Origin of the sequence: [Pseudomonas] carboxydohydrogena (genome assembly GCF_029030725.1) — a bacterium.
In the GTDB taxonomy this organism is placed as follows: Bacteria; Pseudomonadota; Alphaproteobacteria; order Rhizobiales; family Xanthobacteraceae; genus Afipia; species Afipia carboxydohydrogena.
Window position 1 is genome coordinate 715,107 of the sequence record NZ_CP113162.1, and the last position, 22,394, is coordinate 737,500.

The following is a 22,394-nucleotide window of genomic DNA, read 5'->3' on the forward strand; positions in this document are numbered from 1 at the left end:
TTCAACCGGAGATTTTCGTGAGCGGCCAGACCCCCGATTCCCCGCGGACGCCTCCTACCGAGGAGGATGTGCTGCGCCAGACGATCGCCCGCGCGGTGCAGCGCGCGCGGTTTGCGATCGCGTGGGAGCGGCTGTGGCCGTCGCTGGCGCGCGTGTTGACGGTCGTCGGTCTGTTTCTCGCCGCATCCTGGGCAGGCGCGTGGGCGGTGGCGCCGTTTGTCCTGCGTGTCGCGGGCGTGACGGTTTTCGCCATCGCCGGTCTTGCGGCGCTGGTGCCGCTGGTGCGCTTCCGCTGGCCCGCCCGCGAGGAGGCGCTGCGGCGTCTCGATCTCGATTCCGGCATCGTTCATCGTCCCGCGACCGCGCTGACCGACACGCTGAAGTCGGAAGACCCGGTGGCGCTGGCCTTGTGGAACGCGCAACGCGCGCGGATGCGGGCCTCGCTCGACCGCATCCGCGCGCGGCTGCCGTCGCCGGGCCTGCCGCGTCACGATCCGCTGGCGCTGCGCGCGGCGGCTATCCTGTTGCTGATCGCGACCTTCATCGCCGCCGGTGACGAGCGGACCGCGCGCCTCATGCAGGCATTCGATTGGAACGGGATGTTCTCGGGCACTCCGGCGCGCATCGATGCCTGGATCGATCCGCCGCCCTACACCAACCGCCCGCCGGTCGTGATCTCAGGTCCGCAGAAGGCGGCTTCCGCCGGGGAGCCGATCTCGGTTCCGGCGGGCAGCACGCTGATCGTGCGCGCCAGCGGCGGTTCGCTCGACGTCAGCCTGAGCGGCGGCGTCGCCGCGGCCACGGACACCGAAGGCAAGCCGAAGGGCACCGACGAGCGCCGCTTCACCATCGCGACCGATGGCAGCGCGCGGGTCCGCTCGCCGTCCTCGCTGCCGCAATGGTCGTTCAGGGCGATTCCCGACCATGCGCCTACAATTGCGCTGGCGAAGGACCCCGAGCGGCAGGCGCATGGCGGCCTGTCGCTGTCCTACAAGCTCGAGGACGACTACGGCGTCACGCAGGCGCAGGCGCATATCGCCCTTCGCAATGCGGATGACGACGGCACGCCGGAAAAAGCCACCTCGCCGCTGTACGACCCGATCGCGTTTGCCCTGGGCTTGCCGAACGCGCGGACGAAAACGGGCGTCGGCCAGACCGTGAAGGATCTGAGCGAGCATCCTTATGCGGGCGCGGAGGTCACGCTGACCCTGACGGCCCGGGACGAAGCCGGCAACGAAGGGCGCAGCGAGCCTTTCAACATGCGGCTGCCGCAACGTGTCTTCAACAAGCCGCTGGCGCGGGCCCTGATCGAGCAGCGCCGCCTTCTGGCGCTCGACGCCAGCCAGAAGCCGCTGGTGATGATCGCGCTGGAAGCGCTTCTGGTCGCGCCGCAGGCGTTCACGCCGGAGTCGGGCGAGTATCTCGGCCTCCATGCCGTTGCCAACCAGCTCGCGCATGCCAACACCCGCGAGGCGTTGCGCGGCACGGTGGACAACCTGTGGGCGCTGGCGGTGGCGATCGAGGACAAGAACGTCACCGATGTCGAGAAGGCGTTGCGCGCGGCGCAGGATGCGCTGAAGCAGGCGCTGGAACGCGGCGCGAGCGACGAGGAAATCAGGAAGCTCACGCAGGATCTGCGCGCGGCGCTGAGCGACTATCTGCGGCAACTGGCGCAGCAGTTGCAAAAGAATCCGCAGGAACTGGCGCGCCCGCTCGACCGCAACGCGCGGGTGATGAGCGAGCAGGATCTCAAGGCGATGATCGACCGCATGGAGCGTCTGGCGCGTTCCGGCGACAAGGAGGCAGCCCAGCAACTGCTCGAACAGATGCAGCAGATGCTGGAAAACCTGCAAATGGCGCAGCCGGGGCAGGGCGATCAGGACATGCAGCAGGCGCTCAACGAATTGAGCGATCTCGCCCGCAAGCAGCAGCAGTTGCGCGATAGGACCTATAACGAGGGGCAGAATTCGCGCAATTCGCATCGCGATCAGCAGGACGGCCGCAGCGCGATGGGCGATCTGCAACGCGAGCAGCAGAACCTGCGCGACCGCTTGCAGAAGCTGCTCGACGGCATGAAGCAGAAGGGCATGATGCCCCAGCAGGGCGGCAAACAGCCCGGCGAGAACGGCGAGTTGAGCGAGAGCAATCCGCTCGGCGACGCCGACAACGCGATGGGCGAAGCGGGAGGCCAGCTCGGTCAGGGCAGCGCAAGTGGCGCAACGGATGCGCAGGGTCGCGCGGTCGATGCGTTGAAGAAGGGCGCGCAGAATCTCGCGCAGCAGAATCAGGGCGAGGGCGAAGGCCAACAGGGCAATCGCTTCGGCCAGCGCCAGAGCGGTGGGCAGGAGACCGATCCGCTCGGGCGGCCGCTGAAGGGGCGCGATTACAGCGACGACCAGAGCGTGAAGATTCCCGGCGAGATCGACGTGCAGCGCGTCCGCCGCATTCTGGAAGAACTGCGGCGGCGGCTCGGCGACTCGTACCGTCCGCAGATCGAACTCGACTACATCGAGCGGCTGTTGAAGGACTATTGAGCGTCGGGCCGCGAGGCCAGCGCGTCGGCGACGGCGGTGCGGATGTCGGCGATCGCGAACGGTTTCGTCACCACGTCATGTACGATGGCCTCGAGACCCGAGGCGCGTTCGCGCTGGTCGGCAAAGCCGGTCATCAGGAGGATCGTGAGCTTCGGGTAGTCGCGCGCGACCGCGAGCGCGAGCGCGATGCCGTCCATCACCGGCATCTTGATGTCGGTCAGCAGCAGGTCGAACGCGCCGTCGGCGCGGGTGATGATGTCGAGGGCCTCCGCGCCGTCCTCGGCGGTCGTGATGTCGTGGCCGTCCATCGCGATGGCGCGGGCGACGAGGAGGCGCATCGACTCCTCGTCGTCGGCGATCAGGATTTTCGCCATCAGGTCGCCCCGGCCCCGATATCCCGGCGCTGGAAGAACCGGACGGCGATTTCCCGGCCTTCTGCTGGCGGCGAGGCGAGACGGGATTTGAACGCCAGCCGCTCGTTGGCCTTCAGCACCGGCTGCTCCAGCACGGAATTCCATGCGTAGATATCGGCGCCGTTCTGGTCGCGGACGATGAAGCGCAGGCGCGGCAGTTCGACCGGCTTGCGGGTGATGTTTTTCATCGCCCCCTGAATTACCAGCACGGATTTGCCGTTCACCATCTCCGAGGAGAGCTTGAGCTTGTCGAACTCAAGCCCGCGCAGATTGACGCCGAGCCCCGTCATTTTGAAGAACGGGCCGGTCTGCGGCATCAGCCGCACGACATCGGCGCGCCAGATAATGAGGCCAAGACAGACGGCCGCCATCGCGGTGCTGATGAAAGCCAGGCTGACCTTCGGCAGCCGCAGGTGCGGCACGCCCGGAATGCGGGATGCGATGCCGGACACGGCAGGAGCATGGAGGACAGGCCGCAGCGGGCGCAGCAGGCTTTGCAGCCATTCCGGGGCGCGGGAAGCGCGAGGTTCATCCTCGCCATCGATTGCCTCGTGAGCGGCATATTCATCCCGCCAGTCCGCTGCGATCGAGGGGCTTTGAACGTGAGGGGTTTCCTCCTCTCGGACCGGCGTTTCCGCCGCCAGACCCCAGCCCGCATCGACCTCCTCGAACGGGTCGGGGCCCGCCATCGCGGAGGCGGATTCCGGCTTCGCGAGCCAGGTCTCGCCGCAGCGCGCGCAGCGGACATTGCGGCCGGCGGCGCCGAATTTGGACGAGTCCACGTCGTAGAATGTCGTACAATGGGGACAGATGATCTGCATAAATCGAATCGCCGAGAGTGAGCCGCCCGCAGTCTATGCGGCGTCCGTTAACGAATCGGAAACCATAACGGCCCCAAGACTGGTACCGAGACTGGCGAGAGATATTTCCCTGCTTCGCGGCGGAATTGTTCCCGCCATGGAATTCGCGCCCCTTTCCGAACGGAGCTGAGCTTGGTCCGATTCGAAAATGTCGGTTTGCGCTATGGGCTTGGTCCGGAGGTGTTGCGGGATCTGACCTTCCAGATACCGGCGCATTCCTTTCAGTTCCTCACCGGCCCTTCCGGCGCGGGCAAGACCTCGCTGCTGCGGATGCTGTTCCTGTCGCTGCGGCCGACGCGCGGCCTCGTCAACATGTTCGGGCAGGATATCTCGCTCCTGGACAAGAATGCCATCGCGCGGCTGCGCCAGCGCATCGGCATCGTGTTGCAGGACTTCCGCCTGCTCGATCACATGACGACGTATGAGAACGTGGCGCTGCCGTTCCGCGTCATGGGCAAGGATGAATCGAGCTATCGCCGCGAGGTGATCGATCTGCTGAAATGGGTCGGCCTCGGCGAGCGGATGGATGCATTGCCGCCGATCCTGTCCGGCGGCGAGAAGCAGCGCGCGGCGATCGCGCGTGCGGTGATCGCGCGGCCGCAGATTCTGCTCGCCGACGAGCCCACCGGCAACGTCGATCCGTCGCTGGCGCGGCGGCTGCTCAATCTCTTCATCCAGCTCAACAAGACCGGGACCGCCGTCATCATCGCCACCCACGATATCGCCTTGATGGATCAGTATCAGGCGCGCCGCATGGTCCTTCATGAATCCAGGCTGCATATCTATGAGTAGGCTTTTCGCTCGGGTGCACCGCCGTGACTGATGCGCGCTACCAGACCGGGGACGATGGGCCGTCGCGCAACGTCTCGCCGATCGTGCCGCGCGGCTCGATGTCCGGCCGGGCGCTGGTCGCGGTGGTCGCGATCATGACGTTTCTCGCCTCCATCACCACCGGCGCGGTGCTGCTGGTGCGGGCCTCCGCCGCCCAATGGCAGTCGGATGTCGCGAGCGAAATCACCATTCAGGTGCGTGCGACCTCCGGGCGCGATATCGACCGCGACGTCAAGGCGGTGACCGACGCCGTGCGCGGCGAGAGCGGCATCGTCGATGCGCGCGCTTTCACCAAGGAAGAATCCGCCAAGCTGCTCGAGCCATGGCTCGGCACCGGCTTTTCCATCGACGACCTGCCGGTGCCGCGCATCATCGTGGCGCGGGTCGGCGGCGCGATCGACATCGCGGGGCTGCAACAGCGCCTCGTGGCGATCGCGCCCTCGGCGACGGTGGATGACCATCGGGCATGGATCGAGCGGATGCGCTCGATGAGCAGCGCGATCGTGCTGGCGGGAACGGGCGTTCTCGCCCTTGTGATCCTTGCCACCGTGATCTCGGTGTCGTTCGCCACCCGCGGCGCGATGTCCGCCAACCGGCCGATTGTCGAGGTGCTGCATTTCGTCGGCGCGCAGGACCGCTTCATCGCCAATCGTTTCTTCCGGCACTTCCTTCAACTGGGCCTCGAAGGCGGCGCGATCGGCGGCATAGCCGCGATTCTGGTGTTCGGATTCTCGGAATCCATCGCAAGCTGGTTTTCCGGCACCCCGGCCGGCGACCAGTTCGCGGCACTCCTCGGCACCTTCGCGCTGCCGGCATCCGGATATCTCGTGCTCGCGGGGCAGGCGATGCTGATTGCCGCCGTCACGGCATGGGCGTCGCGCCGCACGCTGTTCGCGACCCTCGACGAGATCGATTGAGACGGGCCTGGGAATGATGTCGTGGGAGTGATTGCGGGCGGCAGCCGGTTCGGGCATTTTGGGCGCGGGGAAACGATACGATCGGGACGGAGCGCATCACGGTCATGACCGGCAGGCCGGATCATTCGAAAATGAGCGAGGCCGAAGCGCGGGCGCGCGCCGGCGGCTGGCCGGTGACGCGGTTTTTGTTCTCATTCCTGATTATCTTTCTTGCCGGATTTGCCTGGTTCGCCTCGCAACTGCGCTCCGAGGAAAGCAAGCCTGACCGCCATGCCGATGGCATCGTGGTGCTGACCGGCGGCGCTTCGCGCGTGGCGGATGCGCTCGATCTGTTGTCGAAGGGGTACGGCAAGCGGCTCCTGATTTCCGGCGTGCATCCCGCCAACGGCACCGCTGACATCCTGCGGGCGCAGCCGGAGAGAGAGGCGCTGCTGAAATGCTGCGTCGACCTCGACCGTTCCGCCGTCAACACCCGCAGCAACGCCATCGAGACGCAACGCTGGGTGAAGGAGCGCGGCTACCGCTCGCTGATCGTGGTGACCTCGAATTACCATATGCCGCGCGCCACCGTGGAATTGACGCACGCGATGCCCGACATCGATCTCATCTTCTATCCCGTGGTCAGCGAAGCATGGCGCGGGGAGCCGTGGTGGAACAGTCCCGCCGGGGTGCGGCTGGTGGCGCTTGAATACGTGAAATATCTCGTTGCGCAGGTTCGCGTGCGCCTCGCGGCGTTCGGCATCAATTTCCCCGAGTGGGAGGAGCAGCCCGCCAAAAGCGGCGCGGTGTCCAGACCATCAGTATCGGCCGGTTGATGCGCATGACGAAGTTTTCGCTGTTCGTGCGGTCGCTGGTCTACAACGTCGTGTTCTATCTCAACACGATCCTGTGGTGCGTGATCGGCCTGCCGACCTACGCGATGCCGCGCTGGGGCATCATCTGGATCGCCAAGACATGGGCGCGCACCAGCGCGTGGCTCCTGACGCTGATCTGCAACGTGAAGGTGGAATATCGCGGCGTCGAGAATATTCCGGAGGGACCTCTGCTCGTCGCGTCCAAGCATCAGTCGGCGTGGGAGACCTTCGCGCTGATGCCGTTCTTCGATCAGCCGCTGTTCATCCTCAAGCGCGAGCTGACGCGGATTCCGTTTTTCGGCTGGTATCTCGTCAAGGCGCAGATGATCGGCCTCGACCGCGAGTCGGGCGGGCGCGCTTTGCTGAAGATGATGAAGAGCGCGCGCGATCAGGTCCAGCGCGGGCGACAGCTCATCATTTTCCCCGAAGGTACGCGGCGGCCCGTGGGCGCGCCGCCGGATTACAAGGTCGGCGTCAGCCAGATCTATGTCGGTTGTGGCGTCACCTGCCTGCCGGTGGCGCTGAACTCGGGGTTGTTCTGGCCGCGCCGCACCTTCCTGCGTTATCCCGGCACGCTGGTGGTGGAATTCCTGAAACCTATTCCGGCAGGGCTGGCACGCGACGACTTCACCGCGCAGGTCTCGTCCGCGATCGAGGATGCGAGCAATCGCCTGATCCGGGAAGGGCGCGCCGAGCAGGAGCGGATCATGGGATTTTCCGCGCCGTAAGCGGCCTGCGGATCATTCCGCTTTTTGCAACGGCACTTCATTTTGCAGGAGCGCGACGAGACGATGGAGCTGTTCGTCGCGGCAGCCGCGGGCTTCCAGCGTTTTCACCGTCGAGATCACGTAGTCGCGATTGGCCCCGGAAGCGCCGTGGCTGTGCGCGACATAATGTAACTGCTGCTCCACCGTGAGCGCCCCGGCATATTGCGGGTGGCTGCGATCGACCACGAAGGCCAGCGCCTGAACCCGTTCGCGGGCATCACCCTCGATCCAGACCGAGCGCAGCACCTCGCGGTAGACGCCGGTGATCTGCTCGCGCTCGCGCAAATAGTCGAGCGTGGCCTTCCGCAGGCTTTCCGCGACACGGAACACGGTGCCCTGACAGGTGCCGCCACGGTCGAGCCCGAGCACGAGGCCCGGCCGTTCCGCCGTGCCGCGATGGTGGTGCGAAAAGACGCACAAGGCGCGGTGTTCGCCGATCAGGCGCGCGGGAAATTCGGCCATGTACTCAAAGCCGGGGCGCCACATCAGCGATCCATAGCCGAACACCCACAGGTCCCCCCGGGGCAGGTCTTCGTCGGGAATGGGTCTCATCGCCATGAATCGCGCCTTCTTGAGTGAATCATCATATCTGTTCGACTGGACTTCAAGGCCTAACGCGGCGATGAGTGTCTTTCATCCGCCGGATTTGAATGCTCTGGGACCGCCTATGATGACTTATGCCGAACCACGCGCTTCTTTGCCTCGCCGCCGCCGGTTGTGGCCGGTTTTTGTTCCGTCCGCGCTGCTGCTGCTCGCCGCCATCGGCTGGAGCGGATTCTGGTTCTATGCCGCCAATCAGGTCGATGTGCAGTTCAAGGGATGGCAGGAGCGCGAGGCGAAATCGGGGCGCCTCTATAATTGCGCGCGGCGCGATGTCGGCGGCTTTCCGTTCCGCTTCGAGGTGCGCTGCGCCGATCCGGTGGTCTCGCTGACGGCGCAGACCGCGCAGCAATTCGCCACCAAAACGCCGCTGACGGCGAAGCTGAGCCAGATTCTCGCCGTCGCCCAGATTTACGACCCCACCCGCGTGATCGCGGAATTTACCGGGCCGGTGACGGTCGGAGAAACCGGGCAGCAGCCGTTCGCGACCGCCAACTGGACGCTCGGCCATGCCAGCGCCGCGGGTCTGCCGTCGGTGCCCAAGCGCATTTCCATGGAGTTCAACGATCCCGTCGTCGAGCGGATCGTGGCGGGCGTGACCGCGCCGTTTTTCAGCGCCAGGCATCTGGAGTGGCATGTCCGGCTGGTGGAGGGCGAACTCCACGATCATCCGGTGATCGAGAGCGTGTTGCGCAGCGAGGGCGCCAGCGTGCAGGACGTTCATCCGGTGCTGGCGACGCCGTTCGATGAAACCATTCACGTGAAGCTGCGCGGGCTCAACGATTTTTCGCCGAAGCCGTGGCCGGAGCGGTTTCGCGAGATTCAGGCCAATGGCGGCGGCATCGACGTCACCGAATCGCGTATCCAGCAGGGCGATACCGTCGCGGTGGCGGCGGGCACGCTCAGCCTGACCCCGAGCGGGCATCTCGATGGCCAGTTGCAGATGACGATCGCGGGATTCGAGAAGATCGTGCCCGCGCTCGGCCTTGAGAAGGCCCTCGCCGAAGGCGCGCCGCCGTCGAATGTCGCGCCGGGCGTCTCGACGCAGGACGTCAACAAGGTGATCGATTCGCTCGACCGGATCATTCCGGGGCTTGGACGTGTCGCGCGCAAGAACGCCAATGCGGGACTGATCGCGGGGCTGAATCTGATCGGTCAGCAGACCACGCTGGAAGGCCGTCCCGCGCGCGCGATCACGCTGCGCTTCATGGACGGTGCGCTGCTGCTCGGGCCGCTGCGCGTGGCGCAGACCCCGGCGCTGTTCTAGGCGGCGCGATTACTTCGACGGCGCCGGTGTCTTATCCTGCGGAAGCTTTTCCGTTGGGCGGCCGAAATTGGCGCCGGATGAATCCTGACCGAGATTGACGATGCCGCGCCGGATCGCGCGCGTGCGCGTGAAATGGTCGAACAGCGCCTCGCCGTCGCCATGGCGAATGGCGCGGGTGAGTTTCGACAGGTCTTCCTGGAACGTGCCGAGCATCTCCAGCACCGCGTCCTTGTTGGCGAGGAAGATGTCGCGCCACATCGTCGGATCGGAGGCCGCGATACGGGTGAAGTCGCGGAAGCCGCCCGCGGAGAATTTCAGCACCTCCGCTTCCGTCACCTTCTCCATGTCCTCGGCGGTGCCGACGATGGTGTAGGCGATCAGATGCGGCAGGTGGCTCGTCACCGCGAGCACCATGTCGTGATGATCGGGCGACATGGTTTCGACATTGGCGCCGATGGTGCGCCAGAGCGTGGCGAGTTTTTCAACGGCGGCGGCATCCGCGTCAGGCAGCGGAGTGAGGATGCACCAGCGGTTGATGAAGAGTTCGGCGAAGCCGGAATCCGGGCCGGAATCCTCGGTGCCCGCGACCGGATGCCCCGGCACGAGGTGAACGGTCTTTGGCAGATGGCTTGCCATCTCGCGCGTCACCGGGCCCTTGACCGAGCCGACATCGGAGACGATGGCTCCAGCCTTGAGATGCGATGCGATCTCGGCTGTGGCCTTGCCGAGATTGCCCACCGGCACGCAGACGATGACGAGGTCGGAATCCTTCACGGCCTCGATATTGTCCGCTGCCACGCGGTCGCCCAAACCGATCTCGGCGGCGCGCGCGCGGATCGCGGCGGAGCCGTCCGTCACCACCAGTTCATTGGCGAGGCGCAGTTGCTTGACAGCGCGTGCGATCGAGGAGCCGATGTGGCCAAGCCCGATGATGGTGATGCGGTTGAACTGGATCGTGCTCACGCTGCACCCATGAATTCGCGCAGGGCCTCGACGACGAGGCGGTTGGGTTCCTCGGTGCCGACGCTGAGCCGCAGCGCCTGCGGCAGCTTGTAGGCCGCGACCGCGCGCAGGATCAGCCCGCGCTTTGTGAGGAAAGCGTCGGCATCCGCCGCCGTCTTGCCCAGCGTGGTCGGGAAGTGGATCAGGATGAAATTCGCCGCACTCGGCGTCACGGTGAGGCCGAGCTTTGAGATTTCATCCGTCAGCCATGCGCGCCATTTTTCATTGTGCGTCTGCGCCGCCTTGTAGTGCTCGGTGTCGGCGAGCGAGGCGATAGCTGCCTGCATCGCGGGTCCGTTCGAATTGAACGGATCGCGCACGCGGTTGACCACGTCGATCAGGTGGCTGGGCCCGAAGATGAAGCCGAGGCGCACGGCGGCGAGGCCGTGGATCTTCGAGAAGGTCCTCGCCATCACGGTGTTGTCGGTTTCCTTCACCAGTTCGATGCCCGCTTCATAGTCGGCGTTCGAGCAGAAATCGGCATAGGCCGCATCCAGCACCAGCAGCGTTTGCGGCGGCAGATTTTTGCGCAGCCGCCGCACTTCGGCGGCGGTCACATAGGTGCCGGTGGGATTGTTCGGGTTGGCGAGCCAGACGATTTTCGTGCGCGGGGTGACGGCTTTGAGAATCGCGTCGACGTCGGCGGTGAAGTTTGTCTCCGGCGCGACGACGTTCGTCGCGCCGTTGCTCATGGTCGCGATCGGATAGAGCAGGAAACCGTGCGTGGTGTGGATCGCCTCGTCGCCGGGGCCGAGATAGATGTTGGCGATGGTGTGCAGCAATTCGCCCGAGCCGACACCGCAGACGACATTGGCGGGATCGATGTCGAACGCGCGGCCGATGGCCTCGCGCATGAGGCGCGCCGAGCCGTCCGGATAAATCTCAAGCCCTGCGGCTGTCCGGCTGAATGCCTCCACCGCCTTCGGCGAGGGACCCAAAGCCGCCTCGTTCGCCGACAGCTTGAACACGCGCCCATGCATGCCCGCGCCGCTCTTGCCGGGCACGTAAGGCGCGATATCGAGAATGCCGGGCTTCGGCACGGGGCGGGACATTGTGGGCTCCAGAAAAATTCAGGGCGCGGCGGTGCCGGCCGTGGGCACCCTATAGCGCGTTGCGTGGCCGCCGACGAGAGCGGATGCCCGCACGGCTGCGCCTGCCTCGGTCAGGGCAGATATGATCTTTTCGACGCCGTCGGTGTGGGCGACCGACACCAGCAGCGCGGCGGTGCCCGATGCGGCGTCCGCGACCGCCAGCACGTCGGACAAGGGCGAGAGGGCGCGGGCGGCGGCCGGGCTCCAGCCGTTGACATGCAGGCTCCAGGTCTCGATCTCGGTCACCAGCGCATCGTCCGCCACACGGGAGATGACGAAGACCGGCATCGCGGCCGGATGGTCGGCGCGCTCGACGAACGGCAGCCGCGCGATGATCTTCGGCGCGCCCGGCTGTTCGAGGGCGCTCCACCACGGCGTCTGGCTCGATGTGGCCGAGACCAGAGCGAGATCGCCGCGCGATTTCGCGACCGCCTCGACGGCCGCGCCTGCGTTGAAATGAGCGAGGAACGGGACCGTGAAACCGAAATGGAAGCGCGCGCTGTCGCGCATGGCGCTTTCGCCCGACGATAGGTCGGCATGCACGGAGAACGGCGCCTGCACGTAAGTGAAAGTCGAGATGATGACGCGCCAGATGCTCTCAACGGTGTCGAGCGGCAGGATGCCGTGATGCCGCGTCACGAGACGGCGCATCATGTCCGCCTCGCGCGCGGGGCGAAACGCGGAGCCGACCTCCTGTGTCTGCTTCACGCGGATCAGGCGGTCGATGATATCGCCGCGCCGCATCAAGAGCGTGTGCACCTGCTCGTCGATCGTATCGATCTCGTGGCGCAAATCCTGGAGTGAAATGGGGGCAGGTGTATCGGGCATGCAGACAGCTTTCGCGACAGGGGTTCTGATTAGGAAAGACGGTGCCCGAAAGCAAAGAAAACCTTCATGCTTAACGGCGGTTGGCGGCCATGCACCCGCCCGATGCGTCTTGACGGGCTAGGGTCGCAGGACTATTTTTCCTGTGTTCCGTGGTCATTTGAGCCGGCCGGCTTGCAGCCACGTTAAAGAATTCGCTAAACAGGCCGGGGACATGTGATCCCGGCCGAACAATTGGTTCAGGCCGGTTTTTTTGGGCCTGAAGGGTCCGGGAGAGACGATGTCCGACGTTGCAAGCCGACAACCGGCCGGCAAAAAACCCACCCGCAGCGAGGAGCGCGCGCGCGAGGCGGACCATCCGTCGTCGCCGTCTGTCGTGTTCGGCGCCGACAAGCCGCTGCATCTCGATTGCGGCGTCGATCTCTCGCCGTTCCAGATCGCCTATCAAAGCTACGGCACGCTCAATGCCGACCGTTCCAACGCGATCCTGATCTGCCACGCGCTCACCGGCGACCAGCATGTGTTCAACACGCATCCGGTCACGGGCAAGCCCGGCTGGTGGCAGACGCTGGTGGGGCCGGGCAAGCCGATCGATACCGACCGCTATTTCGTGATCTGCTCGAATGTCGTCGGCGGCTGCATGGGCTCGACCGGGCCGTCCTCGACCAATCCCGCCACCGGCAAGCCGTGGGGGCTGGATTTTCCGGTCATCACCATCCCCGACATGGTGCGCGCGCAGACGATGCTGATTGATCATCTCGGCATCACCAAACTGTTCGCGGTGGTCGGCGGCTCGATGGGCGGCATGCAGGTGCTGCAATGGGCGACCGCGTATCCCCAACGGGTGTTCGCGGCGCTGGCGATCGCCTGCGGCGCGAAGCATTCGGCGCAGAACATCGCCTTCCATGAATTGGGCCGTCAGGCGGTGATGGCCGATCCGGACTGGCGGCAGGGGCGATATTTCGAGCACGGCACGCATCCGCGACGCGGCCTCGGCGTCGCGCGCATGGCCGCGCACATCACGTATTTGTCTGACGCGGCGCTGCATCGCAAGTTCGGTCGCCGTTTGCAGGACCGGGACGAACCGACTTTTTCGTTCGACGCCGATTTCGAGGTGGAAAGCTATCTGCGCCATCAGGGCTCGTCGTTCGTCGAGCGCTTCGATGCCAACTCCTATCTCTATCTCACCCGCGCGATGGATTATTTCGACATCGCCGCCGATCATAACGGCGTGCTGGCGGCGGCGTTTCTCGGCACGCGGACGCGCTTCTGCGTGATCTCGTTCACGAGCGACTGGCTGTTTCCGAGTTCGGAGGCGCGCGCCGTGGTGCATGCGCTGAACGCGAGCAGCGCGCGCGTCTCCTTCGCCGAAATCACCACCGACAAGGGGCACGATGCATTCCTGCTCGACGAGCCTGAATTCTTCGCGATCTCGCGCGCCTTTCTGGAAGCGGCCGCGAGCACGCATGGCCTGAATACTGTGAGCTGACATGAACGCGCCTGAATTTTTCCGCCCGACAGCGCAACTCCCGAAGATCGACGGCGTTCGCGGCGATCATCTTCTGGTCGCTGAAATGGTCGCGCCGGGGTCCAAGGTGCTCGACGTCGGCTGCGGCGAGGGCGATCTCTTGCAATTGCTGGAAGCGCGCGGCGTCGACGGGCGCGGGATCGAACTGTCGCGCGAGGGCGTCAACAGTTGCGTCGCCAAGGGCCTCGCGGTGGTGCAGGGCGACGCAGACACCGACCTCGACAGTTATCCCGACGACTCGTTCGATTACGTGATCCTGTCGCAGACGTTGCAGGCGACGCGGCAGCCGCGCAAGGTGCTGGAAAATCTTTTGCGCATCGGCAGCCGCGCCATCGTCTCGTTTCCGAATTTCGGTCACTGGCGGATGCGGCTGCAATTGCTGGTCGGCGGGCATATGCCGCGCACCGAGAATCTGCCCGCGACGTGGTACGACACGCCGAACATTCACTTCTGCACCATCAAGGATTTCGTCCAGTTGTGCGACGAGATCAACGTCAGGATGGAACGCGCGGTGGCGCTCGACCTTTACGGAAGGCCGCTGCGCCTCAACGCGCCGTGGTGGTTCTGGAATATGTTCGGCGAGCAGGGGGTGTTTCTGCTCACCCGGCGCAATTAATCTGAGCGGCCAAAATAGGGCATTTCCGCGATTCTTTCGGATGTGAGGGCCGGAAGTGCCCCCAGTCTGCCCGCATGGCGAATACCTGTCATGCGCTGACATATCGTGCCGTCTTCTCGCCACATCGAAAGGGGTCTTACGCGCCATCTCGCGCTGCGTGCGCGAAATGTCTGCGTAAAGGAACCTTCGAAGAATGAAACGATCCACGACTTTTTCGCCGTTGCGTCTCGCAGCCTGTGTCATGTGTACGGTTGCGGTTGCGGTTGCGGTTGCGGCGATCACCAATCCGGCTGAGGCGCGTCCGCGCCATCACGGCAGGCATCACGTCAGCCAGCATCACGCCCACAAGCATCATGCCCATCGCCATCATGTGCGCCACAGCGCGCGCTGGGGCGCATTCCGGGCGCAGGCGCAGCAGTTCGGCGAGACCAATGCGTCGATGGACACGTCCGGCGGTTTCGGTGGCGGCTTCGGCGGCTCGAACGTCGTTGCGGAAGCGCGGAGCTTTATCGGCAAGGGCAATCCCACGGGCCGCTCGCGGCTATGGTGCGCGCGCTTCATGAACATGGTTTTGCAGAAGACCGGCCATAAGGGCACCGGCTCGGACATGGCGAGTTCGTTCGCGCGCTATGGCCAGCGCGTGTCCGGTCCGCAAATCGGGGCCATCGCGGTGATGTCGCGCGGCCGTCGCGGCGGTCATGTCGGCGTCGTCAGCGGCATCGATGCCAAGGGCAACCCGATCATCATCTCCGGCAACCACGGTCATCGTGTCGCCGAGGCGACCTATTCGCGCGGGCGCATCTACGCCTACGTGATGCCGTCGAGCTAAAGAACCTCGATCCGGTCGCCGGGTGCGATCTCGCCCCCGGCGATCACTTCCGCATAGACGCCGCAATGGGCATGGCCGAAACGGTCCATCAGCGTCTTCGGAATGTTCATGTCGCGCTCCGTCGTCACCGGATCGACATTGGTCGCCGCGCAGCGCACGATATTGCGCGTCACGCGCAAGCGGACGCCGCCGATACGCATTTCCCGCCCCATCAATTCAAGCTCGTGCCACGCGGGCCATCCCCGGACATACAGGTTGGCGCGAAAGCGCAAGGGATCGACCGGCTGGCCGACCGCGTCCTCGATCTGCGACACGCTCGCCAGATTGACGATCGACACCACCTTGGCGGCGACGTCCGAAAAACTGTGACCCGGCGCCTCGAGAATCTTGGGCGGCCCCTTCAATTCCTTCGTGAAGTTCGCGGCGAAGAAATCCTCGACCGCCGTTCGTCCCGTGGCGGTGGAGAGATCGCCGCGCGCCACCTCGGCGTTGTTAAAGGCGATGCGCAGGGTACTGCTGGTGTCGTCGAAGCAGGTCCGCAGGGCCGCCAGACGTTCGTCGCGCATCAGCATCAGGAAACGGATTTTAGGAAAGTGCCTCGGGTGCGCGGGGTCGAAATCGAGCGGCCCGTTGGCGATGGCGTAGCGTCGGTCGCCCGGCACCGTCTGCCCGGCGGCCAGCGCGGCTCCGGCGAGCGGTTCGGGGGAAAGCCCCTTGACCGGGTAGCGGTAAAGGCCGGTGAGCGTGACTTGAGCGGGATCAAACATATCGCCTTTTAACGGAGGTTCTGGCCGCGCGCCAATGACCCGATTTTCCGGATCTGCCCCTTCCCCAAACCACCCTGTGTTCCCACATTGTGACCAGGCCGGTGCAATGCCGGTGCAACCCATTGAAGATGCCTTCGCCGTGCTTTCGAGGCGGCGGGGCAGGCTGAGGGAAGGCCACTTATGAATGTTGAAAAATATACCGACCGCGTGAAGGGATTCATCCAGTCCGCGCAGTCGCTCGCCTTGCGGGAAGGGCATCAGCAATTTTCCCCGCTCCACATCCTGAAGGTTCTGCTCGACGACAGCGAGGGGCTTGCGGGCGGTCTGATCGACCGCGCCGGCGGCAACTCGCGCGCCATTTTGCAGGCGACCGAGCAGGCGCTCGCGAAGCTGCCGAAAGTCTCCGGCGGCGGCGCGGGCCAGATCTATCTCGCGCCCGAGACGGCGCGGGCCTTCACCGCGGCCGAGCAGGCCGCGGAGAAGGCGGGCGACAGTTTCGTCACTGTCGAGCGCCTGTTGCTGGCGCTGACGCTGGACAAGGACAGCGAGGCGGGCAAGCTGCTCGCCAAGGGCGGCGTCACGCCGCAAAACCTCAATGCTGCGATCAACGCGCTGCGCAAGGGCCGCACCGCCGACAGTGCGTCGGCAGAAAACGCCTATGACGCGCTGAAGAAATACGCCCGCGACCTCACCCAGGCCGCGCGCGACGGCAAGCTCGATCCTGTGATCGGTCGCGACGAGGAAATCCGCCGCACGATTCAGGTTCTCTCCCGCCGCACCAAGAACAACCCGGTGCTGATCGGCGAACCCGGCGTCGGCAAGACCGCCATCGTCGAGGGGCTGGCGCTGCGCATCCTCAACGGCGATGTGCCGGAAAGCCTCAAGGACAAGAAGCTCTTGTCGCTCGATCTCGGCGCGATGGTCGCCGGGGCGAAATATCGCGGCGAGTTCGAGGAGCGGCTCAAGGCCGTGTTGCAGGAAGTGACGTCCGCCGAGGGCGGCATCATCCTGTTCATCGACGAGATGCACACGCTGATCGGCGCGGGCAAGGCGGATGGCGCGATGGACGCCTCCAATTTGCTCAAGCCTGCTTTGGCGCGCGGCGAACTGCACTGCATCGGCGCGACCACGCTCGACGAATACCGCAAGCATGTCGAGAAGGACGCGGCACTGGCGCGGCGCTTCCAGCCGGTATTCGTCTCCGAGCCGACCGTCGAGGACACGATCTCGATCCTGCGCGGCCTGAAAGAAAAATATGAACTGCATCACGGCATCCGCATCGCGGATTCCGCGCTGGTCGCTGCCGCCACCTTGTCGAACCGCTACATCACCGACCGCTTCCTGCCGGACAAGGCGATCGACCTTGTGGACGAGGCCGCGGCGCGGCTGAAGATGCAGGTCGATTCCAAGCCGGAAGAACTGGATTCGCTCGACCGCGAAATCATCCGGCTCAAGATCGAGCAGGAGGCGCTGAAGAAGGAAACCGATGCGGGCTCGAAGAGCCGCTTGCAGGCGCTGGAAACCGATCTCACCGATCTCGAGAAGAAATCCGCCGACCTCACCTCGCGCTGGCAGGCGGAGAAGAGCAAGCTCTCCGATGCGCAGAAGCTGAAGAGCGAACTGGAGCAGTTGCGCACCGAACTCGCCAACGCCCAGCGCAAGGGCGAGTACCAGCGCGCGGGCGAACTCGCCTATGGCCGTATCCCCGATCTGGAAAAGCGGCTGGCGGCGGTGGAAGCCAGCGAGAGCACGTCCACCATCGACGAGGCGGTCACCGCCGACAGCATCGCGCAGGTGGTGTCGCGCTGGACCGGCGTGCCGGTGGATAAGATGCTGGAAGGCGAGAAGGACAAGCTGCTGCGCATGGAGGAGATGCTGGGCCACCGCGTCATCGGTCAGGCACAGGCGGTGCGCGCGGTCTCGACCGCCGTGCGCCGCGCGCGCGCGGGCTTGCAGGACCCGCACCGGCCGATCGGCTCGTTCATGTTCCTAGGGCCCACCGGCGTCGGCAAGACCGAACTGACGAAAGCGCTTGCCGAATATCTGTTCGACGACGAGACCGCGCTCGTGCGCATGGACATGTCCGAATACATGGAGAAGCATTCGGTGGCGCGGCTGATCGGCGCGCCTCCGGGCTATGTCGGCTACGACGAGGGCGGCGCGCTGACCGAAGCCGTGCGGCGCAGGCCGTATCAGGTCGTGCTGTTCGACGAGATCGAGAAGGCGCATCCGGATGTGTTCAACGTGCTGTTGCAGGTGCTGGACGACGGCCGCCTGACCGATGGTCAGGGCCGCACCGTCGACTTCCGCAACACGCTGATCATCATGACCTCGAACATCGGCGCGGAATTCCTCGTCAACCAGCCGGAAGGCGAGGACACGGCGGCGGTGCGCGATCAGGTGATGGGCATGGTGCGCACGCACTTCCGTCCCGAATTTTTGAACCGCATCGACGAGATCATCCTGTTCCATCGTTTGCAAAAGAGCGAGATGGGCAAGATCGTCGAAATCCAGTTCGGACGGCTGCGCAGGCTGCTGGAGGATCGCAAGATCGACCTCGTGCTCGACGCCAAAGGCCGCGACTGGCTGGCGGAAAAAGGCTGGGACCCGGCCTATGGCGCGCGTCCGCTCAAGCGCGTGATCCAGCGCAGCGTGCAGGACCCGCTGGCCGAGATGATCCTCGCCGGCGATGTCCATGACGGCGCCACCGTGAAAATCTCGGCCGGCAAGAGCGGCCTGACCTTCAACGGCAAGGCTGTCGGCGAGGACGCATCGGATCTCGATGAAGCGCCGAATGCGAAGCGGGTGCTGAACTGAACATGCCCGCGCGCTCCGGCAGTAACGATGAAAAAGCCCGGCTCTGGCCGGGCTTTTTTCATGAAAGGGGTTGAGCTTTAGCGCGCGCGCGTGCTGATCGCGGAGGAGATCGGCGGCAGGCTCGGGACGCGGTTGGCGGGCGTCTGCGTGACGGCCGGCTGGTTCTGCGCCACCTTCGGCGCGCTGCGGCTCGCCATCATCGCGTCGATCCTGTCGCGCTCGCTTTCGAATGCGGTGAGCATGCCGCCCTCGAGCGAACGTCCGCGCGGCAGCTTCACGCGCATCGGATCCACGAAGCGGCCGTTGACGAGAATTTCGTAGTGGACGTGCGCGCCGGTGGACATGCCGGTGGAGCCGACGAAGCCGATCACCTGGCCCTGACGCACGCGCTTGCCCGGCTCCATGCCCTTGGCGAAGGCGCTCATGTGGCCATAGGCCGTCTCGTAACCGTTGGGATGCTTGATGCGGATATATTTTCCGTAGCCGCCTTCCCACTCGGCCTTTTCGATCACGCCGTTGCCGGAAGCGAAGATCGGCGTGCCGTAGGCGGTGGCCCAGTCCACGCCGGTGTGCATCTTGGTGAAGCCGAGGATCGGATGGCGGCGGCCGCCGAAGCCGGAGCGCATGATGGCGTTGTTGACGGGTTTGCGGACCAGGAATTTCTTCGCGCTCTTGCCGGTGTCGTCGTAGTAATCGACGACGCCGTCGTCGGGGGTCTGGAAGCGGTAGTATTTCTTGGTTTCGCCGCCGGTGGTCAGCGCGGCGTAGAGAATTTCGGGCTTTTCACCGGCCGCAGGCGTCTCGTCCTCGCCGGCGAAGAACACCTCGAACGAATCGCCGGCCTGCACCCTCCTCTGGAAGTCGACGTCGTAGGAGTAGATGCGGATCATGTCGTCGATGACATGCTGCGGGACCTTGTCGCGCAGGGCGGTCTCGTAAATGCTCTGGTAGAGGCGAACGCCGGTGCCGTCATCGTCCTCGTCGTCATCGTCGCTCGCATTGGAAGCCGTCTCGGTCGAGGCGTTGAAGCTCTGTACATCGACGGCGACGTATTTGCCGAGATCGGACAGCGCGGCGACGGCTTCGATGGCGGTTTCGTTGGCGACGATCACGCGCACGGGCTGTAGCGGCAGGCCGGGACCGGCCGGCGCCATCAGGATGCGCAGCTTGAGACCTTCCCTCAGGCCGCCATCGCGGCCGCGGACGCCAAGCTGGGAGGCGATGGCATGGGCATCGCTGGCGCTGGCGCCTTCGTCGCGCAGGATCGATTCGACGCTCTCGCCCTTCTTGACGACGCGCACCCGCTCGGCCGTGTTCGAACCGCCGGTGGCCTGCGCGCTGGTCTTGGCGAGAAGCGTGACGTTTTCCGGCACCAGACGCGCCTCGAAGCCGCGATAGGGATCGATGCCACCTTCGGAGGCGTAGGCCATCTTCAGCCCGGAGGAGCCGTTATAGGCGTAACGAACGCCGGAATTGCCGCGCCAGTTCGAGGCATTGCGGACCTGGATCAGCACTTCCTCCGCGGGCACGGTCGCCGCGATCTTCGCATGCGGCAACACGCTGCCGAGATCCCGCATCACGAATGAGACCTCCGCGTCGGGCTCGGCGGCGGCACCGGGACCGCGGGCATCGTCACCGTCGGGTGCTGCGCGGCTGACATCGGTCAGAATGCGCTGGGCGTCGAAGGGCGGGATCTTGGAGGCAAGATCGGCCGCCTCGGAGAGCGACAGGTTGCCGGCGATTCGCACGAACGGGCGCACGCGGACCACTTCGCGATTGCCGAGCTTGGAGACCATCGAAACCTTGATGACCTGCCGCGCGGCGGTGGCTTCACTCGGCGGCGGCAGGCGGTCGCTCTTGCGGGCGATGGCGTTCTTGTCGGCGCCGCCGAATGCGCCGCGCAGCGCGGTTTCCACGCGTTCGGGCACCTTGGCGAAGGTGGTCTCGCCGTCGAGGGACGCGAAAACGGCGCCGCCGATCAGGGCCGCGCCGCAAAGACCTGTGAGAATGGTGCCGCTGAACCATTGCACGGAGACGCTGCGGCGATCGATGACGGCGGCTTCCGAGCCGTCGACCGACAATGGCGGTTCGTGGCCGAGATCGATCGGCGCGGAACGTCCGTATTGTCCGCCTGTCGTCCTGTGGTGCAAGCCGTGGTCCCCAACGTCGTCTGTTTGGCGGCGCCAGAAGGCGTCCGCTCAAGCTCGTCCGGTCGATCCGCCGCCCCCGCGGGGTGACACAGTGATAGCCGAAAACGCCGATCTTCGAAATATGTCGGTCAGGGCCGACAATTTCTGTGCCCAGAACGTCCGAGGAATGTGGCTCAAGTGCGGCGTGAGGCCCCTGCGGGCCAATCAATTCAGGGACTTCTTGAATTTTGGTGCGTTGCGACGATTTATTGACAATGTCGTTGACAAGCGGCGAGGGGGCGGCCTATAACCCGCCCACTCCGGTGCGGCGTTGCTTGACCTTCGGGCGGGCAGGACTGCGCACCCTTGAGGTTCCTCATTCCGATGAGTGAAGTAACAGCCGATAGTTGTCGGTTGTTATTTGGCGTCGGAAGGTCCTTAATAGAGAGTTGGGACTTCGGTCCCGGGCTGTTTGACAAGTAAAGATGAAGAAAGAGAAACGTGGACGGCGGAGTCCTTGCGGGTCTCGCAATTGAGAGCTTCGGCTTTCGGTTCGGGACCGGACAAAAGACTTCGGCGGTACACGTTTCAAAGGTTACACCATCGTTGTCAGCGATGTGAATCGCAGACAGCAAGTCGATTTCGATCGACAATGGTGGGACCTCGTCAAACGTTGTGATCAGCCGGTTCAAAGTTCAAGTCCAACTTGAGAGTTTGATCCTGGCTCAGAGCGAACGCTGGCGGCAGGCTTAACACATGCAAGTCGAGCGCCGTAGCAATACGGAGCGGCAGACGGGTGAGTAACGCGTGGGAACGTACCTTTTGGTTCGGAACAACACAGGGAAACTTGTGCTAATACCGAATAAGCCCTTACGGGGAAAGATTTATCGCCGAAAGATCGGCCCGCGTCTGATTAGCTTGTTGGTGAGGTAACGGCTCACCAAGGCGACGATCAGTAGCTGGTCTGAGAGGATGATCAGCCACATTGGGACTGAGACACGGCCCAAACTCCTACGGGAGGCAGCAGTGGGGAATATTGGACAATGGGCGCAAGCCTGATCCAGCCATGCCGCGTGAGTGATGAAGGCCCTAGGGTTGTAAAGCTCTTTTGTGCGGGAAGATAATGACGGTACCGCAAGAATAAGCCCCGGCTAACTTCGTGCCAGCAGCCGCGGTAATACGAAGGGGGCTAGCGTTGCTCGGAATCACTGGGCGTAAAGGGTGCGTAGGCGGGTCTTTAAGTCAGAGGTGAAAGCCTGGAGCTCAACTCCAGAACTGCCTTTGATACTGAGGATCTCGAGTTCGGGAGAGGTGAGTGGAACTGCGAGTGTAGAGGTGAAATTCGTAGATATTCGCAAGAACACCAGTGGCGAAGGCGGCTCACTGGCCCGATACTGACGCTGAGGCACGAAAGCGTGGGGAGCAAACAGGATTAGATACCCTGGTAGTCCACGCCGTAAACGATGAATGCCAGCCGTTGGAAAGTTTACTTTTCAGTGGCGCAGTTAACGCTTTAAGCATTCCGCCTGGGGAGTACGGTCGCAAGATTAAAACTCAAAGGAATTGACGGGGGCCCGCACAAGCGGTGGAGCATGTGGTTTAATTCGACGCAACGCGCAGAACCTTACCAGCCCTTGACATGTCCAGGACCGGTCGCAGAGATGTGACCTTCTCTTCGGAGCCTGGAGCACAGGTGCTGCATGGCTGTCGTCAGCTCGTGTCGTGAGATGTTGGGTTAAGTCCCGCA

At 64.4% G+C, this 22,394-nt stretch carries 18 protein-coding genes, 1 rRNA gene and 1 riboswitch (1 of these 20 only partly in view); of the genes, 11 read left to right on the plus strand and 8 right to left on the minus strand.

Going from position 1 to position 22,394, the window contains the following annotated elements:
- The first annotated feature begins 17 nt into the window (after positions 1–17).
- Positions 18–2,534 (plus strand): TIGR02302 family protein, encoded by a 2,517-nt coding sequence (locus AFIC_RS03415; RefSeq protein WP_275247777.1) that lies wholly within the window; start codon positions 18–20, stop codon positions 2,532–2,534.
- On the opposite strand, the gene AFIC_RS03420 is transcribed toward AFIC_RS03415, so the two are convergent.
- The gene (locus AFIC_RS03420) at positions 2,528–2,908 is read right to left on the minus strand and encodes a response regulator (RefSeq protein ID WP_275247778.1); all 381 of its coding nucleotides are present in this window, start codon (positions 2,906–2,908) and stop codon (positions 2,528–2,530) included. The two genes, AFIC_RS03415 and AFIC_RS03420, sit on opposite strands and share 7 nt — an antisense overlap.
- A complete protein-coding gene (locus AFIC_RS03425) occupies positions 2,908–3,768 on the minus strand; it encodes an MJ0042-type zinc finger domain-containing protein (RefSeq protein ID WP_275247779.1) in 861 nt (286 codons plus the stop codon). The genes AFIC_RS03420 and AFIC_RS03425 overlap by 1 nt, the downstream gene beginning before the upstream one ends.
- 171 nt (positions 3,769–3,939) lie before the next feature.
- On the opposite strand from AFIC_RS03425, the gene ftsE reads away from it, so the two are divergent.
- The 4 genes from ftsE to AFIC_RS03445 all read left to right on the plus strand — a co-directional run bounded on the left by ftsE (position 3,940) and on the right by AFIC_RS03445 (position 7,137).
- Positions 3,940–4,599, plus strand: coding sequence for a cell division ATP-binding protein FtsE (gene ftsE, locus AFIC_RS03430; RefSeq protein WP_009337508.1), 660 nt, complete (start codon positions 3,940–3,942; stop codon positions 4,597–4,599).
- 23 nt (positions 4,600–4,622) lie between these two features.
- Positions 4,623–5,555 (plus strand): cell division protein FtsX, encoded by a 933-nt coding sequence (locus tag AFIC_RS03435; protein WP_275247780.1) that lies wholly within the window; start codon positions 4,623–4,625, stop codon positions 5,553–5,555.
- Between the two features lie 104 nt (positions 5,556–5,659).
- A complete protein-coding gene (locus AFIC_RS03440) occupies positions 5,660–6,370 on the plus strand; it encodes a YdcF family protein (RefSeq protein WP_275247781.1) in 711 nt (236 codons plus the stop codon).
- On the plus strand, positions 6,370–7,137 hold the full coding sequence (locus tag AFIC_RS03445) for a lysophospholipid acyltransferase family protein (RefSeq protein WP_275247782.1): 768 nt from the start codon (positions 6,370–6,372) through the stop codon (positions 7,135–7,137). The genes AFIC_RS03440 and AFIC_RS03445 overlap by 1 nt, the downstream gene beginning before the upstream one ends.
- Before the next feature lie 12 nt (positions 7,138–7,149).
- Here AFIC_RS03445 and AFIC_RS03450 read toward each other — a convergent pair whose 3' ends face one another.
- Entirely contained in the window at positions 7,150–7,734 is a 585-nt protein-coding gene (locus AFIC_RS03450) for a gamma-glutamylcyclotransferase (RefSeq protein ID WP_275247783.1), read from the minus strand.
- Positions 7,735–7,843: 109 nt separating this feature from the next.
- Between AFIC_RS03450 and AFIC_RS03455 the strand changes: the two genes are divergently transcribed.
- A complete protein-coding gene (locus tag AFIC_RS03455) occupies positions 7,844–9,043 on the plus strand; it encodes a DUF2125 domain-containing protein (protein WP_275247784.1) in 1,200 nt (399 codons plus the stop codon).
- Positions 9,044–9,052: 9 nt separating this feature from the next.
- Here AFIC_RS03455 and AFIC_RS03460 read toward each other — a convergent pair whose 3' ends face one another.
- The 3 genes from AFIC_RS03460 to AFIC_RS03470 are packed head-to-tail and all read right to left on the minus strand — an operon-like array spanning position 9,053 to position 11,964.
- Positions 9,053–10,006 (minus strand): prephenate/arogenate dehydrogenase family protein, encoded by a 954-nt coding sequence (locus tag AFIC_RS03460; RefSeq protein WP_275247785.1) that lies wholly within the window; start codon positions 10,004–10,006, stop codon positions 9,053–9,055.
- Positions 10,003–11,097, minus strand: coding sequence for a histidinol-phosphate transaminase (hisC, locus tag AFIC_RS03465; protein ID WP_275247786.1), 1,095 nt, complete (start codon positions 11,095–11,097; stop codon positions 10,003–10,005). Before hisC ends, AFIC_RS03460 begins: the two co-directional genes overlap by 4 nt.
- 18 nt (positions 11,098–11,115) lie before the next feature.
- A complete protein-coding gene (locus AFIC_RS03470) occupies positions 11,116–11,964 on the minus strand; it encodes a chorismate mutase (protein ID WP_275247787.1) in 849 nt (282 codons plus the stop codon).
- Between the two features lie 139 nt (positions 11,965–12,103).
- Positions 12,104–12,183, plus strand: a riboswitch (SAM riboswitch).
- A gap of 58 nt (positions 12,184–12,241) precedes the next feature.
- On the opposite strand from AFIC_RS03470, the gene metX reads away from it, so the two are divergent.
- The 3 genes from metX to AFIC_RS03485 all read left to right on the plus strand — a co-directional run bounded on the left by metX (position 12,242) and on the right by AFIC_RS03485 (position 14,934).
- Positions 12,242–13,450, plus strand: a complete 1,209-nt coding sequence (gene metX / locus AFIC_RS03475; RefSeq protein WP_275247788.1) for a homoserine O-acetyltransferase MetX — start codon at positions 12,242–12,244, stop codon at positions 13,448–13,450.
- 1 nt (position 13,451) lies between these two features.
- On the plus strand, positions 13,452–14,105 hold the full coding sequence (gene metW / locus AFIC_RS03480; protein WP_275247789.1) for a methionine biosynthesis protein MetW: 654 nt from the start codon (positions 13,452–13,454) through the stop codon (positions 14,103–14,105).
- Between the two features lie 193 nt (positions 14,106–14,298).
- Positions 14,299–14,934 (plus strand): TIGR02594 family protein, encoded by a 636-nt coding sequence (locus AFIC_RS03485; RefSeq protein ID WP_344965898.1) that lies wholly within the window; start codon positions 14,299–14,301, stop codon positions 14,932–14,934.
- Here the strand turns inward: AFIC_RS03485 and AFIC_RS03490 are convergent.
- Entirely contained in the window at positions 14,931–15,701 is a 771-nt protein-coding gene (locus tag AFIC_RS03490; RefSeq protein WP_275247791.1) for an MOSC domain-containing protein, read from the minus strand. The two genes, AFIC_RS03485 and AFIC_RS03490, sit on opposite strands and share 4 nt — an antisense overlap.
- Before the next feature lie 180 nt (positions 15,702–15,881).
- On the opposite strand from AFIC_RS03490, the gene clpB reads away from it, so the two are divergent.
- A complete protein-coding gene (gene clpB, locus AFIC_RS03495; protein ID WP_275247792.1) occupies positions 15,882–18,518 on the plus strand; it encodes an ATP-dependent chaperone ClpB in 2,637 nt (878 codons plus the stop codon).
- A gap of 77 nt (positions 18,519–18,595) precedes the next feature.
- Here clpB and AFIC_RS03500 read toward each other — a convergent pair whose 3' ends face one another.
- Positions 18,596–20,668: a M23 family metallopeptidase gene (locus AFIC_RS03500; RefSeq protein WP_275247793.1), complete on the minus strand. Its 2,073-nt coding sequence runs from the start codon at positions 20,666–20,668 to the stop codon at positions 18,596–18,598.
- 681 nt (positions 20,669–21,349) lie between these two features.
- Between AFIC_RS03500 and AFIC_RS03505 the strand changes: the two genes are divergently transcribed.
- Positions 21,350–22,394: ribosomal RNA gene (locus AFIC_RS03505) — 16S ribosomal RNA — on the plus strand; it runs 442 nt beyond the window's last position.